We start from the raw sequence: 17,292 nt of genomic DNA, 5'->3' as shown, positions 1-17,292 counted from the left end.
GTCACTCCCCGCTGGCCACCGCCAGGTCGGGGGTGCCGGAGATCGCGCCGCCGCCGGTGTTGACGCCGACCGCGACCTTCTCGCCCCGCGGGCCGTGCTCGAACAGGAACTCGCCGTCCTTCGCATCGACCTTCACGTGGTCGCCCGAGTCGAGCTGGCCGTGCAGGATCTTCTCCGACAGCCGGTCCTCGATCTCGTGCTGCATCGCGCGGCGCAGCGGCCGGGCGCCGAGCGCCGGGTCGAAGCCGATCTCGATCAGACGCTCCTTGGCGGCCTGCGACAGCTCGATCGTCATGTCGCGGTCCAGCAGACGCTCGCCGAGGCGCTTCGTGAACAGATCCACGATCTGCACCAGCTCCTCCTTGCTCAGCTGCGGGAAGACGATGATGTCGTCGACACGGTTCAGGAACTCGGGCTTGAAGTGCCGCTTGAGCTCCTCGTTGACCTTGCCCTTCATCCGCTCGTAGCTGGTCGCGTTGCTGCCCTCGACCTGGAAGCCGACCGGGCCGCCGGCGATGTCGCGCGCACCGAGGTTGGTGGTCATGATGATGACCGTGTTCTTGAAGTCCACGATCCGACCCTGACCGTCGGTGAGGCGACCCTCTTCGAGGATCTGCAGCAGCGAGTTGAAGATGTCCGGGTGGGCCTTCTCGATCTCGTCGAAGAGCACCACGCTGAACGGCTTGCGCCGCACCTTCTCGGTGAGCTGGCCGCCCTCTTCGAAGCCGACGAACCCGGGAGGGGCGCCGAACAGCCGGGAGACGGTGTGCTTCTCGCCGAACTCGCTCATGTCGAGCGAGATGAGCGCGGCCTCGTCGTCGAACAGGAACTCCGCGAGGGCCTTGGCGAGCTCGGTCTTTCCGACGCCCGTGGGGCCGGCGAAGATGAACGAGCCGGAGGGACGCTTCGGGTCCTTGAGCCCGGCACGCTGACGGCGGATGGTCTTGGAGAGGGCCGCGATGGCCTCCTCCTGACCGATGACGCGCTGGTGCAGCGCCTTCTCCATGAAGACGAGTCGGCTGGACTCCTCCTCGGTCAGCTTGAACACGGGGATGCCGGTCGCCTGGGCGAGCACCTCGGCGATCAGGCCCTCGTCGACGACCGCCTGGGTCGCGACGTCACCCGCACGCCACTGCTTCTCGAGGCGCAGACGCTCGGCGAGGAGGCTCTTCTCCTCGTCGCGCAGCGATGCGGCCTTCTCGAAGTCCTGCTCCTCCGACGCCTGCTCCTTCTGCTCGCGCACGGCGGCGATCTTCTCGTCGAACTCGCGCAGCTCGGGCGGGCTGGACAGGATCGACAGACGCAGGCGTGCGCCGGCCTCGTCGATCAGATCGATGGCCTTGTCCGGCAGGAAGCGGTCGGACACGTAGCGGTCGGCGAGGTTCGCGGCGGCCACGATGGCGCCGTCCGTGATCTGCACCTTGTGGTGCGCCTCGTACCGGTCGCGCAGCCCCTTGAGGATGTTGATGGCGTGCGGCAGCGTCGGCTCGTTCACCTGCACCGGCTGGAAGCGGCGCTCGAGAGCGGCGTCCTTCTCGAAGTGCTTGCGGTACTCGTCGAGCGTGGTGGCGCCGATGGTCTGGAGCTCACCGCGGGCGAGCAGCGGCTTGAGGATGCTGGCCGCGTCGATCGCGCCCTCGGCGGCACCCGCACCGACGAGGGTGTGGATCTCGTCGATGAAGACGATGATGTCGCCGCGCGTGCGGATCTCCTTGGTGACCTTCTTCAGGCGCTCCTCGAAGTCGCCGCGGTAACGCGAGCCGGCGATCAGCGAGCCGAGGTCGAGCGAGTACAGCTGCTTGTCCTTCAGCGTCTCGGGCACATCGCCCTTGACGATCGCCTGCGCCAGGCCCTCGACGACGGCGGTCTTGCCGACGCCGGGCTCCCCGATCAGGACCGGGTTGTTCTTGGAGCGGCGGGAGAGGATCTGCATGACCCGCTCCGCCTCCTTCTCGCGCCCGATCACCGGGTCGAGCTTGTTGTCGCGCGCGGCCTGCGTGAGGTTGCGGCCGAACTGGTCGAGCACCGCGGAGCCACCCTGGGCTCCGGCGGGCGAGTCGTTGGTCTGCGCACCGACCGATGCGGGCTCGCGGCCCGGAGCGCCGGACAGCAGCTGGATGACCTGCTGGCGCACCTTGTTCAGGTCGGCGCCGAGCTTGACGAGCACCTGAGCGGCCACTCCCTCGCCCTCGCGGATGAGGCCGAGGAGGATGTGCTCGGTGCCGATGTAGTTGTGACCGAGCTGCAGGGCTTCGCGGAGGCTCAGCTCGAGCACCTTCTTGGCGCGCGGCGTGAACGGGATGTGGCCGGTCGGCTGCTGCTGACCCTGGCCGATGATGTCCTGCACCTGCTCGCGGACGGCGTCGAGGGAGATGCCGAGCGACTCCAGCGCCTTGGCTGCGACGCCCTCGCCCTCGTGGATGAGGCCGAGCAGGATGTGCTCGGTGCCGATGTAGTTGTGGTTGAGCATCTTCGCCTCTTCTTGGGCGAGGACGACCACTCGACGGGCTCGGTCCGTGAATCTCTCGAACATGTTGACTCCTTATTCGCACGGGGCGAAGACGCATGAAGCGCTTGTACATCGAGAGTAACGACCAGGAATGGCGGGTATGCCCGTGTTCGCCGTGGGCATAGCGAGGGGTTGACCTGTTTATCGACAGTCGTTATGTTAACGAAAGTCGATAACAACAAACGGTCAGGAGGGGCGCATGCTCACCATTGGAACTCGCCCGTCGCTCGCCGACGGCATCGCCCTCGGGCTCATCGCGACCGGGGCCGTCAGCGTGGGAATCGGAGCGATCGTCGCCGTCGCGCAGGCCGCCGGCGCCCTGTTCTCGCCGTCCCCGACGGTGCCGATGCCCGTGCACGACGTCGACCTCGCCGCCCTCGACGGTGTCGCCGGCATCGACGCGGCCACCGTCGAGACCGCCCTCGTCACGTTCACCTCGCCGCCCACGGGCGCCCGGTGGCTCCTGCTGCTAGAGACCGCACTCCCCGCCCTCGCGACCATCGCGCTGTGCGCCGTGGTCTGGTGGCTGGGCGTCTCCCTCATCCGCTCCCGCCCCTTCCGCGCCTCGCTCGGGTGGATGTTCGGCGCCGCGGCCTGCCTCCTGATCGCCGGCACGCTGTTCGGCCAGCTCGTGGGAGGGATCGGCCGGGCGGAGATCGTCCGGGATCTGGCCGCCACCGCACCGGACGTCGAGGACGTGCTGTGGACACTGCTCCTGCAGTTCGACCTGGCACCCGTGGGATGGGCTTTCGCCCTCGCCCTCGTGGCCGGCGTGTTCGCCATCGGCCGCCGCCTGCAGCGCGACACGGAGGGACTGGTGTGAGCCCGGCGGAGAGCGACGACGAGTCGAGCGGCATCCACTGCCGTCTCGACGAGCTGCTGGCCGCCCGCGGCATGACGCTGACCGAGCTGAGCGCCGCCGTCGGGGTGAGCATCGTGAACCTGTCCGTCCTGAAGAACGATCGCGCCAGAGCGATCCGCTACTCCACGCTGCGGGCGATCTGCGAAGCACTCGACTGCGAGGTGGGCGACCTCCTCGTCCTCGCGGACCGCTGATCCACCGGGCAGGGCGTCCGACACGAGGGGCGGTTCGACGACGGAGAGCACGACCGGGCCGCGCGCCGCAAGCCCCTCGTTCCGCGGTCGTCGCCGGCGCTAGCGTCCTGGGCATGACCCGCATCGCCTCCACCCCGCGTCGTGGCCTCCGTCTCCTGGCGCTCGTCCCCGCCGCCGCCCTCGCCCTCTCGCTCTCGGCATGCGGCGGACCCGGCCGCCCTTCGGTGGACGAGGTCGCCGACGGAATCCAGAAGGTCTTCGCCGGCACCTCGCAGGAGGACGCGATGACCGATGAGGCGGCGACCTGCCTCGCCGAGGCCCTGGTCGACTCCGACCTCAGCAACGAGACCCTCGCCTACATCGCCGACGGCGAGGACAGGCAGAAGGACGAGGCCGACAAGGCGCTCACCTCGAAGGTCATCTCCGAGAACCTGCAGGAGTGCGTGAACGAGTGACGACCTCGCGCGAGCGGTCGTCATCCTTCGTCACATCGACCCAGGGAATTCTCAGGCAGCTCTAGCGTTGAGCCTCATGGCGCGCACTCGGCGCGCCGCGATCCTGGAGTCCCATGAGCACCACTGCCCGCGCCCAGAAGGCGCCAGACACCCGCGGACCCGTCCGGAAGCTGCTGACCTCGTTCGGCTTCCAGATCATCGCCGCACTCGTCCTCGGCATCGCCGCCGGCCTGATCGGCCGTCAGCTCGGCGCCACCGCCGAGAACCCGACCGGCCTGTCCGCCACCCTCGACACCATCGGCAGCTCGTACGTGACGCTGCTGCGCGCCGCCGTGGTGCCGCTGATCTTCACGGCCATCGTCGCCAGCATCTCGAACCTGCGCCGCGTGCAGAACGCCGCACGCCTGGCCGGGCAGACCATCCTGTGGTTCGCGATCACCGCCTTCATCGCGGTCGTCATCGGGATCGTGCTCGGCCTGGTCATCCAGCCGGGCAACCGCGCGGGCGAGGGCCTCGAGGCGGGCGACCCGTACACGGTCGGCACGTGGTGGAACTTCCTGCTCGGACTCATCCCGCAGAACTTCCTCGGCCTCACCGTCAGCACCTCTCCCGGCGCGGCCGACGGCACCTTCAGCTCCAGCGTCGGCTTCAACATCCTGCAGGTCATCGTGGTCGCCGCCGTCGTCGGCATCGCGGCGCTCAAGGCCGGCAAGAAGGCCGAGCCGTTCCTGGTCTTCACCGAGTCGCTGCTCAAGGTCATCCAGCGCGTGCTGTGGTGGATCATCCGCATCGCGCCGATCGGCACGTTCGGCCTCATCGGCTCCGCGGTCATCAAGTACGGCTGGGAGAAGCTCGCCTCGCTCGGCTGGTTCGCCGCCGCCGTGTACATCGGCCTCGCGCTGGTGCTGTTCGTGGTCTACCCGATCCTCGTCCGCACCAACGGGCTGTCCATCAAGCAGTACTTCTCGGGTGTGTGGCCCGCAGTGCAGCTGGCCTTCGTCAGCCGCTCCTCGATCGGAACCCTGCCCCTCACGGAGCGCGTGACCGAGCGCAACCTGGGCGTGCCCCGCTCGTACGCCTCCTTCGCGGTGCCGCTGGGCGCGACCACCAAGATGGACGGCTGCGCCGCGATCTACCCCGCCATCGCCGCGATCTTCGTCGCGCAGTTCTTCGGCATCGAGCTGAACTTCGTGCAGTACCTGCTGATCGTGATCGTCTCGGTCGTCGGCTCCGCCGCCACCGCCGGCACCACCGGCGCCGTCGTCATGCTCACGCTCACGCTGTCGACCCTGGGCCTGCCGCTCGAGGGCGTGGGCCTGCTCCTGGCGATCGACCCGATCCTCGACATGGGCCGCACCGCGGTCAACGTCGCCGGTCAGGCGCTCGTCCCGGCGATCGTCGCCAAGCGCGAGGGAATCCTCGACGAGGAGCTCTACAACGCGCCGCGCGAGGGCCTGCCCTTCGCCGACGACTCCGGCGACGAGGACGCCCCCGAGGCGGACGCCGCCACCGACACCGCACAGGAGCCGGCCGGCGCACGCTGACCGACCGCGCCTGCGCTGAGCGCCCCGCCCCCCCCCGGGGGGGGGCGCTCCGTCGTCAGACCCGACCGTGCTGGCGGGTGGCGCCGCGGGTGTCGAGCGCGAGCTCCTCCGCGTCCATCGCGGCGAGCAGCTCCCGCATGACCTCCTCGTCGAGCTCTCCGGCGTCGCGCTCGGCGACGAGGATCTCTCTGCGCACCTGCAGCCAGCCCTTGGTCACGGCGACCAGGTCGTCGTACGACGGCCGGTTCGCGGTGTCCTCCACCTGCTGCGCCGCATCCGTGTCCTTCTCCACCCGCGTCATGCGCTTCGTGAAGGCGTCGAACACGCGCAGGTCGAGCTCGCCGTGTCGCTTCTCCCACTCGAGACGCTGCTGCGCGAGGTACGCCTTGCCCGACTCGCGGCTCTTCGCCTTGACCGCCTCCAGCGCCCGCTGGTCCTCGAGGTCCTCCGCGTCGCCCGCGATGCGCAGGCGCCGGATGAGCAGCGGCAGCGTCAGGCCCTGCAACAGCAGCGTGCCGACCGTGACGATGAAGGCGACCACGACGATCGCGTGCGCTGCCGCCGTGTCGAGCCCGGCGAGGTCGGCCGCGGCGACGGCGATCGCCAGCGTCACCACGCCGCGCATGCCGGCCCACGAGATGACGGCGTTGTCCTTCCACGTGAGCCGGAGACCCGCCATCCGCTCCCGGACGATCTGCGTGCGCAGCTCGTCCGCGGTGTACTGCCGCCACCGCCTGGACCGCCGACGTCGCTCGTCGAACTCGCCGGAGGCGATGCCGCGGTCCATGCGGGCGAGCCGGCGGCGGTCCTGGAAGTTCGCCCACGCACTCGTCGGGTAGATGTAGAGCGGCCGCACCAGCAGCACCACCAGCAGCACCGCGCCGGAGAGCAGCAGGATGTGCCCGACGGACTCGCTGCCCAGATCGTTCAGCACCCGCGGGAACTGCAGACCGATGTAGGCGAACACGAAGCTCTCCAGCAGGAGGTCGGCGGAGAGCCACAGCGGCGCCTCCTGCTGCCGGGTCGTGTAGTCGGTCCGCGGCGCGTTGAAGCCCACGTACAGTCCCATCGCCACCACCGCCAGCACGCCCGAGCCGAGCAGGTGCTCCGCGATGCCGTAGGCGCCGAACGGGGCGAGCAGGCCGAAGGTCCCGATCACCACCGGGTCGGTCAGGCGCATGCGCAGCTGGTGGAGCGCGATGCCGAACACCAGGCCGACCGCGACCCCCACACCGACCGCGAGCAGGAACTGCCAGACACCGTCCCACACGGTGAGCGTGGCTCCCGCGAGGATCGCGGCGAACACGCGGTAGAGCGTGAGCGATGTCGCGTCGTTGATCAGGCTCTCCCCCGACAGCACGGTCATGATGCGGCGCGGGAGTCCGAGCCGACGCCCGATGGCGGCCGCGGAGACGGCGTCGGGCGGCGCCACGATGGCCCCGAGGAGCAGGGCGCCCGGCAGGGTGAGCGCCGGCATGATCCACCACGCGACGAGTCCCACCGCGAGCGCGGTCAGCAGCACGAGCCAGATGCCGAGGCGCCGGATCTGCGGGAGGCTGCGCCGGAACCCGACGAAGGACACGTCGAGCGCGGCGGAGTACAGCAGCGGCGGCAGGACCAGGTTGAGCAGCAGGTGCCCGTCGATCTCGAGCTCGGGGATGAACGGCACGAACGACACGGCGAGCGCGGCCACGGTCACCAGCAGCGGTGCGGGCCATCCTCTCCAGCGCGCGAACGCGGCGACGGCGACGGCTCCGACGAGGACGTAGAGGATCCCGGCTTCCATGGGGGAAGCGTATCGCCGGCCCTCCGGCCGGCCGGCGTCGATCAGCGCCGGTCCGCGCGCGTGCGCGCCTCCTCCCGCCCGGCGTCGAGCGCGTCGCGGAGACCCTCGTTCTCGTCCTGCAGGTCGAGCACGCGGGCGATGCCGGCGATGTTGAGCCCGTCGCCGCGCAGTTCGGCGGCCCGGCGCAGGCGCGTGATGTCGTCGTCGCTGTAGCGCCGGGTGCCGCCGTCGCTGCGGGCGGGCACGAGCAGTCCCTTGCTCTCGAACAGCCGGATCGTGGCCTCGGGGAGGTCCACCAGCTGGGCGGCAACGGCGATGCCGTACACCGGGGTGCGGGAGTCACGTGTCGTCATCGCGAAGAGTCCTCATCTCGGGGTTGCGAAGGTCCTGCTGGTGTTCTATAACAAATCTATACCTCAAGTGCAGATAATCTGCACGACACCTCAGCCCGAGACGGGCCGCACGAAAGGAGAAACTCATGGCACTGACCTTCGATCCCTTCAGCCAGCTCGATCGCTTCGCCGCGAGCGTGCTGGACTCCGTTCGCGCACCCCGGTCGATGCCGGTGGACCTGTACCGCGACGGTGACCGCTACATCCTGCACGCCGACCTGCCGGGGGCCGACCCCGGCTCGATCGACGTCGACCTCGACGGCGGTCAGCTGACGATCCGCGCCCAGCGCACCGCCGACACCCGCGAGGGCGTACGCTGGCTTGCCCGCGAGCGCGGCGCCGGCTCGTTCCTGCGCCAGTTCACGCTCGGCGACGGCGTCGACCTCGACAGCATCAGCGCCTCGTACGAGAGCGGTGTCCTGTCGGTCGTCATCCCCGTGAGCGAACGCGCGAAGCCGCGCAAGATCGTCGTCGAGTCCGGCGACCAGCGCCAGGCGATCGACGCCTGACCCGACGGGGCGGCGCTGCGGCGCCGCCCCGCCCTTCCCCACCGTCCCCCTCGCAGAAAGGACGTCTCATGGCACTCTCCCCTACGCTCGACCGCTTCCTCGCCGGGATGGAGTACCCGGCGACCCGCGACGACCTGCTGCGCGAGGCCGCCCGCGAAGGCCTCGGCGCCGAGGACCGCGCCGTTCTCCGTGAGCTGCCGGAGCAGAGCTACAGCGCCGCGTGGCACATCCGCTACCGCGTCGCCCGCAACGCCCTCGCCGACGCCCTCACCCGCACCCCGCAGGCCGCCTGACGGGCGCCGCGACACCCTCCCCGTCGTCGGCATCCGCCGCGCGGTCCTCCTGCCTCGCGGGAATGCCGGCGCCGGGCCCGGGGTTGCACCCGGGGATGAACGACGTCGCCCTCTCCGTCCTCGACCTCGTGCCGGTCCGCACCGGCCAGACCAGCGCCGAGGCCATCGCCGCCTCCCTCTCCCTCGCCGAGACCGCCGACCGGCTGGGCTACCGCCGGTACTGGTTCGCCGAGCACCACAACATGCCGGCCGTCGCGTCCACCACGCCGCCCGTCCTGATCGCGGCGGCCGCCACGCGCACCACGCGCCTTCGTCTCGGCTCCGGCGGCGTGATGCTGCCGAACCACGCTCCGCTCATCGTCGCGGAGCAGTTCGCGGCCCTCGAAGCCATCGCGCCGGGGCGCATCGACCTGGGCCTCGGCCGCGCGCCCGGCAGCGACCCCGTCATCACCCAGCTGCTCCGCGGCTCCGGCACCACGAGCGACGTGGAGCAGTTCCCCCGGCACATCCAGGACATCGCCGCACTGTTCTCCGCAGACGGCGCGACCGTGCGCTTCACCTCGGGCGGCGAGTACACCGTGCGCGCCACCCCCGCGGCCACCGGCGTGCCGGAGCTGTGGCTGCTCGGGTCGAGCGACTACTCCGCGCAGCTCGCCGCGTCGCACGGCCTGCCGTACGTCTTCGCGAACCACTTCTCCGGACAGGGGCTCGAGCGCGCCCTCGACCTGTACCGCGAGGGGTACCGCCCCAGCGAGGAGCACCCGGAGCCGCGCACGTTCCTCACCGTGAACGCGGTCGCCGCGCCCACCGCGGACGAGGCCGAGCAGCGCGCCCTGCCCCAGCTGCGCATGATGGCGCGACTCCGGCTGAACCAGCCCCTCGTGGCGCTGGAGACGGTGGAGCAGGCCCTGGCGGCCGAAACCGACGCGGCGACGGACCAGGTGGTGCAGGCGGCACGCTCGCGGTGGTTCGTCGGCACGGGCGACGCGGTCGCCGCCGAGGTGCGGGAGTTCGCCACCCGGTACGGCGTCGACGAGGTCATGCTCTCCCCCGTGGCCGGGGCGTTCGAGGCCGAGCCGAAGGACACCGCGGTCGGGCGGGCGCAGACGCTGGAGCTCATCGCCGCCGCCTGATCCCTGGCGCCGCGGTGGCGTGGTTCGGCGGTTCGTCAAGCCCTTCTGTTCCGGCGGCCGTGGGCGTAGCCTCGGCGGCGGAGGAAGGGGTTCGACGATGAGCACCACCAAGACACTCGCACTCTGGGTCGCCTACGGCACGAACGGGGTGGTCGGCAGCATCCGCCACGACGAGGACGGCTACGCCGTCACGATGGCCGGGGCCGACGCGACCGCGGGGATCTACCCGAGCCTGGAGTCGGCGAAGGGGGCGCTGCACGCGCGGATGACGCCGGGGAGCGCGTGGCCGCGCTTCCAGCAGCACTGACCCGCGGCCGCGGACTCCCGATCAGGACTCGGGCTCGCCGGAGAGGATGCCGCGCAGCCAGTCCCTCGCCTCGATGAACACGTCGTCGGAGTAGCGGTCCGGGTACTGCACGATCTGCCGGTCGGCACGCGGGTAGGAGCCGAGGAACACGACGCGCGGGCTGAAGCGTCGGATGCCGAGCAGCGCGTCGGCCATGCGCTCGTGCTCGATGTGGCCGTCGGCGTCGATGACGAACCGGTAGCGGCCGAGCTCGTCGCCGATCGGGCGGGACTCGATGAGCGACAGGTTGATGCCGCGCGTGGAGAACTGCTCGAGCATCTCCAGCAGCGAGCCGGGGTGGTCGTGCGGGAGCTCCACGATCAGCGAGGTCTTGTCGGCGCCCGTCGGAGCCGGGGAGGTGGTCGTGCGGGTGACGAGGACGAACCGCGTGACCGCCGAGGCGTTGTCGCCGATGCCCTCCGCGAGCACGTCCACGTCGTAGTGCTGCACGATGCCCGGGGCGGCGATCGCGGCCTGCGCGGGCAGCGTCCCGTCGAGCACGCCGATGGCCGATGCCACGTTGCTGGCGGCGGGAACGTGCGAGTGGCTCGGCAGATGCGCGCCCAGCCAGCCGTGGCACTGCGCATACGCGACCGGATGGGCGGCGACGACCTGCACCTCGTCGAGCGTGGTGCCGCGCGGAGCCACGAGCACGAAGTTCACCCGCACCAGGTACTCGCCGATGATGCGCAGGCCGGGCAGCGTGGCCAGTGCGTCCTGCGTAGTGGACACCCCGCCCTCGATGGAGTTCTCGATCGCGATCATGGCGGCGTCGCTGCGACCCTCCAGCACGTCGGCCAGCGCCTCGCCGACGTTGTGAACGGGCCGCCAGGTCTGGCCCCTGGCCTCCGCCACCTGATCGAGCGCCGCCTCGGTGAAGGTTCCGGCTGGTCCGAGGTAGCTGTAGGTGCGGCGTGCGGTCACGGCGTTCAGCCTAGCCTTCGCTGACTCATGGCATTCCCGCATGTCAAGCGGATGCGCGTATCCGTCTCTCGGGGCAGACTGAGAGGATGAGCAGTCGTGCCGGCCTCCCCGCGGAGGAAAGTGACCTGATCGACGTCGACGAGCTGATCGCCGCCTACTACGACCGGGTGCCGAATCCCGACGTGGCAGCCGAGAGGGTCGTGTTCGGCACCAGCGGGCACCGTGGCTCCTCGCTCACGAACAGCTTCAACGAGCACCACATCCTCGCGACGACGCAGGCCATCGTGGACTACCGGGCGGCGCAGGGCATCACCGGCCCGCTGTTCCTGGGGCGGGACACGCATGCGCTGTCGCTTCCCGCCGAGCGGAGCGCGATCGAGGTGCTGCTGGCGAACGGCGTGGACGTGCGCGTCGACGCCCGCGACTCGTGGGTGCCCACACCTGCGCTGAGCCACGCCATCCTCACCCACAACCGCGGCCTTGCCGCCGACGACCCCGGCCGGGCGGACGGCATCGTCGTGACGCCGTCGCACAACCCGCCGCGCGACGGCGGCTTCAAGTACAACCCGCCGCACGGCGGCCCCGCCGACACGGATGCGACGGGATGGATCGCCGACCGCGCCAACCAGCTGATCGCGGGCGGACTGAGCGACGTGAGGCGCGAGCGGTTCGCCGACGTGGACTGGGATGCCATCACCGGCTATGACTTCCGCGACGCCTATGTGCGGGATCTGCCGTCCATCATCGACCTGGACGCCATCCGCCGGGCGGGCGTGCGGATCGGAGCGGACCCGCTGGGCGGCGCATCGGTGGAGTACTGGACGCTGATCGCCGAGATGCACGACCTCGACCTCACGGTCGTGAACCCCGAGGTGGACCCCACGTGGCGGTTCATGACACTGGACTGGGACGAGAAGATCCGCATGGATCCGTCGTCGCCGTCCGCCATGGCCTCCCTCGTCGCGAAGAAGGGCGACTACGACGTGCTCACGGGGAACGACGCCGACGCCGACCGGCACGGCATCGTGACCCCGGATGCCGGGCTGATGAACCCCAACCACTACCTGGCGGTGGCGATCGACTACCTGTTCTCGCACCGCGAGCAGTGGCCGCGCGACGCCGCGGTGGGCAAGACGCTGGTGTCGTCGATGATCATCGACCGCGTCGCCGAGTCGCTGGGCCGTCGCCTGCTGGAGGTTCCGGTCGGCTTCAAGTGGTTCGTGCCCGGGCTGCTGGACGGCTCGGTCGCCTTCGGCGGCGAGGAGTCCGCCGGTGCCTCGTTCCTGCGCAGGGACGGCTCGGTGTGGTCGACCGACAAGGACGGGATCCTGCTGTGCCTGCTGGCGGCGGAGATCATCGCCGTCACCGGCAAGACCCCGTCCGAGCGCTACGCCGAACTGGAGCAGGCGTTCGGCGCCTCCGCCTATCAGCGCGTCGACGCGCCGGCCACGCCGGAGCAGAAGGCCGCGCTCGGCAAGCTCACGCCGGAGGCGGTGACCGCGACGACCCTCGCGGGCGAGGACATCACGGCCAAGCTGTCGCAGGCGCCGGGCAACGGCGCGGCGATCGGCGGCCTCAAGGTGCAGACGGAGCACGCGTGGTTCGCCGCCCGTCCGTCGGGCACGGAGGACGTGTACAAGCTGTACGCCGAGAGCCTGCGCGGCCCGGAGCACCTCGCGGAGGTCCAGGAGGAGGCGCGAGCGGTGGTGTCGGCGGCGCTCGGCGCCTGAATCGCGGCGAGTTCGTCGTCGGGATCAGGCCGGGGCGGGCGGGGGCGCCGTGCTCTCCCGGAGCACGAGCGCGGTCGGCACGACGGCGGAGGACGGCGCGGCGACCGTTGCCCCTTCGATCGACGCGACCAGAGCCGACACCGCCCGCTGCCCGAGCTGCGTGAAGTCCTGCCGGATGGTGGTGAGCGGCGGCAGGTAGTCCGCGGCCTCCGGCACATCGTCGAAGCCGACGACGCTGACGTCCGCGGGGACACGGCGCCCCGTGGCCGCGAGCGCACGCACGAGCCCGAGCGCCATCTGGTCGTTGGCGCAGAACACCGCGGTCGCGGCGGACAGCCCACCCCCCGCGGCATGACCCGAGCCGGAGGTCCAGTCTCCGCGCACGGGCTCGGGCGGGCGGATCCCGGCGGTCACGAGGGTCTCCCGCCATCCGCGCTCACGCTCGGCGGCGGCGAAGGAGTCCGCCGGGCCGGCCAGGTGGTGCACGGTGCGGTGTCCGCGGTCGAGCAGATGCGCCGTGGCCGCGGCGGCACCGCCCGCGTGGTCGCTGTGCACGGTCGGCAGGTCGCCCTCGGAGTCCGCGTCGACGATCACGAGGTGCAGGCCGTCTGGTCGCTGGGCGGCCGGCACCAGCGCGGAGGCCTCGTTGAGCACCACGGCGCCGTCGACGCCCTGCTCGCCGAGCTGTGTGAAGGCCGCGGCGATGCCGTCGGCAGCCGTGACCACGGTGAGGGCGTAGCCGCGCTCGGCCGCGGCCTCAGCAGTGGCCTGCAGCATGCGGGAGTTGCCGACCGTGGCCAGCGTCGTGACGACGAGGCCGATGGTGCGCGAGCGCCCCGTGCGCAGTGCGCGGGCGGCCCGGTGGGGGCGGTAGCCGAGCTCCGCCATCGCGCTCTCCACCCGGGCCCGCGTGGCGGGATCCACTCGCGGACTGCCGTTCACGACACGCGACACGGTCTGGCCAGAGACGCCCGCGCGCGCAGCGACCTCGGCCATCGACACCCGGCCCCGTCCTGCAGACGCTCTCTCGGCCATCGGCGACCCTCCTGCCGGTTCACAACTCCGCCATGTTGACGTTATCACGGCAGCGGGCCTACCATGTTGACGTGAACACGCACGATTCGGAGGAGATGCGAGCGGAGGTGCTCGGAGCGGGCGTCGTCCGCCGCGCGACCGCCCTCGCCGACGGCCGCGACCTCTTCTACTACGACGACCCGGACACGACCCTGGGTCCGGAGCGTGCCATCGACGCGCGGACGCTCCCGACCCGCCCCGACACCGCGACCATGCGGCTCGACGTGCTCACGGGCGACTGGATCACGGTGGCGGCCAACCGGCAGAACCGCGTCATGATGCCGAGCGCCGACGCGGACCCGCTCGCCCCGCAGACGCCGGGCAACCCGTCCGAAGTCCCCTCGCGCTACGACGTCGCCGTGTTCGAGAACCGCTCCCCCGCGTTCGGCCCCGCCCTCGCCGAGGCCGTGGGCGCCGCACCCGCCGCCCGCAACGCCCCGCGCGGCCTCGACGACCTCGCGGCACCGGGCCTCGGCCGTACCCGCGCGGCGATCGGTCGATGCGAGGTCGTGTGCTTCAGCCCCGACCACTCCGGCTCGTTCGGCACGCAGACCGTCACGCGTGCCCGCACCGTCATCGAGGCGTGGGCCGACCGCACGGCCGCGCTGTCCGCGCTGCCGGGGATCCAGCAGGTCTTCCCCTTCGAGAACCGCGGCGAGGAGATCGGGGTCACCCTGCCGCACCCGCACGGGCAGATCTACGCCTACCCCTACGTCACGCCCCGCACGGCCAGGACGCTCGAGCAGGTCGACCGCACCGCACCGGACCTGTTCGCGCGCATCCTCGAGTCGGAGCAGGGGTCGGAGCGGGTGGTGCTGCGCGGCGAGCACTGGACCGCGTACGTGCCGTTCGCCGCGCGCTGGCCGCTCGAGGTGCACCTGATGCCGCACCGCCAGGTGCCCGACCTCGCCGCGACCTCCGCCGCCGAGCGCGACGAGCTCGCCCCCCTCTACCTGCGGCTGCTGCGCGGCGTGGACGCGCTCTACGACCCCGCGCGCACCGACGCCGCCGCACGCACCCAGGGCACCGACCCGGCGCACACCCCAGGCGCCGCCCCCGCCGCGGACGCCACCACCGCCGCCCGTCCGACGCCGTACATCGCCGCCTGGCACCAGGCCCCTGTCCACGTCGGCCGTGAGAGCGTGCGGCTGCACCTGCAGCTGACGAGTCCGCGTCGCGCGGCCGATCGGCTGAAGTTCCTCGCCGGCTCGGAGTCCGCGATGTGGGCCTGGGCCGCCGAGGTGACGCCGGAACAGGGGGCCGAGCGCCTCCGCGCCGCCATCGCCTTCACCACCGCGTCCGAGGGATCCGCTGTATGACCGCCGTCACCGACGCCGCCGTCGACCTGTTCCGCGCGCTCACCGGGCGCACGCCGGACGGGGTGTGGTCGGCCCCGGGCCGCGCGAACCTGATCGGCGAGCACACCGACTACAACGACGGCTTCGTGCTGCCCTTCGCGATCCCGCAGCGCACGGTCGCCGCGGTCGGCCGTCGCGCCGACCGCCGCCTCCGCGTCGCCTCGACCTTCGCCGCGGAGCCGGTGGAGGTGGGGCTGGACGAGCTCGACGACCTGTTCCCGACCGCAGAGGGCGCGACCCCCGCGGTACCCGAGTGGGCGGCATACCCGCTCGGCGTGGCCTGGGCGCTCAGACGGGCATCGACTGCTGCCGTGTCGGTGGGACTGGACATCGCGATCGCGTCGGAGGTTCCGGTGGGTGCCGGGCTGTCCTCCTCGGCCGCGATCGAGGGCGCGACGGCGACCGCGTTGAACGAGCTGTGGGGCGCCGGACTCGACAGCGTCGCGCTCGCCCGCGTCGGACGCACGGCCGAGAACGAGGCCGTCGGCGCACCGACCGGGATCATGGACCAGATGGCGTCGATGCTGGGCGAGGCGGATGCCGCCCTCTTCCTCGACTGCCGCTCACTCGACGCCGAGGTGGTGCCGTTGGGCATGGCCGACGCCGGGCTGTCGATCCTCGTGATGGACACCGGCGTCACCCACGCGCATGCCACCGGCGGCTACCGCGAGCGCCGGGCCTCGTGCGAGCGCGGCGCCGCGACCCTGGGGGTCTCCGCGCTGCGCGACGTGTCCGTGGCCGACCTCCCGAGGGCGCAGGGACTGATGGACGAGCTCACGTTCCGCCGCGTGCGGCACGTCGTCACCGAGAACCAGCGGGTGCAGGACACCGTCGCGGCGCTGCGGACCGACGGCGCCAGGGGCATCGGGGCGCTGCTCGTCGCCTCCCACGCCTCGATGCGTGACGACTTCGAGATCTCCACGCCGGAACTCGATGCCGCCGTCGACGCGGCCCTGGCCGCCGGAGCCCTCGGCGCGCGCATGACGGGGGGCGGGTTCGGCGGTGCCGCCATCGCCCTGGTCGAGGAGGCCATGGTCGACGCCGTGTCCGCGGCCGTCCGCGCGCGGTTCGCGGATTCCGGGTTCGCCGCACCGCACGTGTTCCCCGTCGTGCCCTCCGCCGGTCCGCACAGGGACGCCTGACACAATGGGTGCGCGCGCCGTCACGGCCGCGGCAAGGGAGGAACGCATGTCCTGGATCGTCACCGGCGGTGCCGGCTACATCGGTGCCCACGTGGTGCGCGCGCTCGCCTCGGCGGGCCTCACCCCGGTCGTGCTCGACGACCTCTCCAGCGGTGTCGCGTCGTTCGTGCCCGAGGGTGTGCCGTTCGTGCAGGGCAGCATCCTCGACAGGGAGCTCGTGGAGAAGGCGCTCCGCGACCACCGCGCCGAGGGCGTCATCCACGTCGCGGGGTACAAGTACGCCGGGGTGTCGGTGCAGCGCCCGCTGCACACCTACGCGCAGAACGTCGAGGGCACCCGCGTCATCCTGGAGGCCATGGAGGCGGCCGGCGTCTCGAACATCGTGTTCTCCTCCTCCGCCGCCGTGTTCGGCACTCCGGACGTCCCGCTCGTGGTCGAGGACACCGCCAAGAGGCCCGCCAGCCCGTACGGAGAGTCCAAGCTGATCGGCGAGTGGCTGCTGCGAGACCAGGCCATCGCGACCGCCGACACGGAGCGGCCGCTGCGGCACACCTCGCTGCGGTACTTCAACGTCGTGGGCTCGGCCGACCCCGCGGTGTACGACGTCAGCCCGCACAACCTCTTCCCGATCGTGTTCGAGGCGCTGCTGGAGGGCCGTACCCCGAAGATCTTCGGCGACGACTACGACACCGAAGACGGCACCAACGTCCGCGACTACGTGCATGTCGGGGACATCGCCGCCGCCCACGTCGCCGCGGCCCAGCGCCTCGCCGCGGGCGAGCCCATCGAACCGGCCTACAACCTCGGCTCCGGCGACGGCCTCAGCGTGAAGCAGATCATGGATGCGGTCGCCAGGGTCACCGGCATCGACTTCACCCCGGAGGTCAGCGCCCGTCGCCCCGGAGACCCCGACCGCATCGTGGCCACGGGCGAGCTCGCCGCGCGCGACCTCGACTGGACCATGCGCTACACGGTCGACGAGATGGTCCGCACGGGCTGGGAGGCTCGGCGCGCCGCCACCGCCTGATCCGCGGAAGCCGG

Annotated in this window: 17 protein-coding genes; 12 read left to right on the top strand and 5 right to left on the bottom strand. The window is 71.5% G+C overall.

Annotation, left to right across the window (positions count from 1 at the left end; genetic code table 11):
• Position 1: 1 nt before the first annotated feature.
• On the bottom strand, positions 2-2,533 hold the full coding sequence (locus tag M3C17_RS02225) for an ATP-dependent Clp protease ATP-binding subunit (protein ID WP_259976018.1): 2,532 nt from the start codon (positions 2,531-2,533) through the stop codon (positions 2-4).
• A 175-nt stretch (positions 2,534-2,708) separates the two neighbouring features.
• Between M3C17_RS02225 and M3C17_RS02220 the strand changes: the two genes are divergently transcribed.
• The 4 genes from M3C17_RS02220 (at position 2,709) to M3C17_RS02205 (ending at position 5,564) form a co-directional block, all read left to right on the top strand.
• Entirely contained in the window at positions 2,709-3,332 is a 624-nt protein-coding gene (locus M3C17_RS02220) for a hypothetical protein (RefSeq protein ID WP_259976017.1), read from the top strand.
• Positions 3,329-3,565 carry a helix-turn-helix transcriptional regulator gene (locus M3C17_RS02215; protein ID WP_259976016.1) on the top strand — a complete coding sequence of 79 codons (237 nt, stop codon included), beginning with the start codon at positions 3,329-3,331 and terminating at the stop codon, positions 3,563-3,565. Before M3C17_RS02220 ends, M3C17_RS02215 begins: the two co-directional genes overlap by 4 nt.
• Positions 3,566-3,678: 113 nt before the next feature.
• Positions 3,679-4,020: a hypothetical protein gene (locus M3C17_RS02210; RefSeq protein ID WP_259976015.1), complete on the top strand. Its 342-nt coding sequence runs from the start codon at positions 3,679-3,681 to the stop codon at positions 4,018-4,020.
• A 113-nt stretch (positions 4,021-4,133) separates the two neighbouring features.
• Positions 4,134-5,564 carry a dicarboxylate/amino acid:cation symporter gene (locus tag M3C17_RS02205; RefSeq protein ID WP_259976014.1) on the top strand — a complete coding sequence of 477 codons (1,431 nt, stop codon included), beginning with the start codon at positions 4,134-4,136 and terminating at the stop codon, positions 5,562-5,564.
• A 55-nt stretch (positions 5,565-5,619) separates the two neighbouring features.
• Here the strand turns inward: M3C17_RS02205 and M3C17_RS02200 are convergent, their stop codons facing one another.
• A complete protein-coding gene (locus M3C17_RS02200; protein ID WP_259976013.1) occupies positions 5,620-7,350 on the bottom strand; it encodes a cation:proton antiporter in 1,731 nt (576 codons plus the stop codon).
• A gap of 41 nt (positions 7,351-7,391) precedes the next feature.
• The gene (locus M3C17_RS02195; RefSeq protein ID WP_259976012.1) at positions 7,392-7,703 is read right to left on the bottom strand and encodes a MerR family transcriptional regulator; all 312 of its coding nucleotides are present in this window, start codon (positions 7,701-7,703) and stop codon (positions 7,392-7,394) included.
• A 125-nt stretch (positions 7,704-7,828) separates the two neighbouring features.
• Here M3C17_RS02195 and M3C17_RS02190 point away from each other — a divergent pair, with 125 nt between their 5' ends.
• The 4 genes from M3C17_RS02190 (at position 7,829) to M3C17_RS02175 (ending at position 9,984) form a co-directional block, all read left to right on the top strand.
• Positions 7,829-8,251 (top strand): Hsp20/alpha crystallin family protein, encoded by a 423-nt coding sequence (locus M3C17_RS02190; RefSeq protein ID WP_259976011.1) that lies wholly within the window; start codon positions 7,829-7,831, stop codon positions 8,249-8,251.
• Positions 8,252-8,319: 68 nt separating this feature from the next.
• Positions 8,320-8,544: a DUF2795 domain-containing protein gene (locus tag M3C17_RS02185; protein ID WP_259976010.1), complete on the top strand. Its 225-nt coding sequence runs from the start codon at positions 8,320-8,322 to the stop codon at positions 8,542-8,544.
• A gap of 95 nt (positions 8,545-8,639) precedes the next feature.
• On the top strand, positions 8,640-9,677 hold the full coding sequence (locus M3C17_RS02180; RefSeq protein ID WP_259976009.1) for an LLM class flavin-dependent oxidoreductase: 1,038 nt from the start codon (positions 8,640-8,642) through the stop codon (positions 9,675-9,677).
• Positions 9,678-9,774: 97 nt separating this feature from the next.
• On the top strand, positions 9,775-9,984 hold the full coding sequence (locus tag M3C17_RS02175; protein ID WP_259976008.1) for a methyltransferase: 210 nt from the start codon (positions 9,775-9,777) through the stop codon (positions 9,982-9,984).
• Between the two features lie 21 nt (positions 9,985-10,005).
• Here M3C17_RS02175 and pheA read toward each other — a convergent pair whose 3' ends face one another.
• On the bottom strand, positions 10,006-10,989 hold the full coding sequence (pheA, locus tag M3C17_RS02170; RefSeq protein WP_259976007.1) for a prephenate dehydratase: 984 nt from the start codon (positions 10,987-10,989) through the stop codon (positions 10,006-10,008).
• Positions 10,990-11,033: 44 nt separating this feature from the next.
• Between pheA and pgm the strand changes: the two genes are divergently transcribed.
• On the top strand, positions 11,034-12,677 hold the full coding sequence (gene pgm, locus M3C17_RS02165; RefSeq protein WP_259976006.1) for a phosphoglucomutase (alpha-D-glucose-1,6-bisphosphate-dependent): 1,644 nt from the start codon (positions 11,034-11,036) through the stop codon (positions 12,675-12,677).
• 24 nt (positions 12,678-12,701) lie between these two features.
• Here the strand turns inward: pgm and M3C17_RS02160 are convergent, their stop codons facing one another.
• On the bottom strand, positions 12,702-13,712 hold the full coding sequence (locus M3C17_RS02160; RefSeq protein WP_259976005.1) for a LacI family DNA-binding transcriptional regulator: 1,011 nt from the start codon (positions 13,710-13,712) through the stop codon (positions 12,702-12,704).
• Between the two features lie 95 nt (positions 13,713-13,807).
• Here M3C17_RS02160 and M3C17_RS02155 point away from each other — a divergent pair, with 95 nt between their 5' ends.
• From M3C17_RS02155 to galE, 3 genes are read left to right on the top strand one after another with little or no spacing between them, the layout of a single operon-like run.
• Positions 13,808-15,070: a galactose-1-phosphate uridylyltransferase gene (locus M3C17_RS02155; RefSeq protein ID WP_259976022.1), complete on the top strand. Its 1,263-nt coding sequence runs from the start codon at positions 13,808-13,810 to the stop codon at positions 15,068-15,070.
• The gene (galK, locus tag M3C17_RS02150) at positions 15,067-16,251 is read left to right on the top strand and encodes a galactokinase (RefSeq protein WP_259976004.1); all 1,185 of its coding nucleotides are present in this window, start codon (positions 15,067-15,069) and stop codon (positions 16,249-16,251) included. The genes M3C17_RS02155 and galK overlap by 4 nt, the downstream gene beginning before the upstream one ends.
• Positions 16,252-16,297: 46 nt before the next feature.
• Positions 16,298-17,278, top strand: coding sequence for a UDP-glucose 4-epimerase GalE (gene galE / locus M3C17_RS02145; RefSeq protein WP_259976003.1), 981 nt, complete (start codon positions 16,298-16,300; stop codon positions 17,276-17,278).
• Positions 17,279-17,292 lie beyond the last annotated feature (14 nt).

The organism is Microbacterium sp. p3-SID336 (assembly GCF_025143365.1).
GTDB lineage: Bacteria > Actinomycetota > Actinomycetes > Actinomycetales > Microbacteriaceae > Microbacterium.
This window is presented reverse-complemented; position numbering and strand designations above follow the sequence as displayed.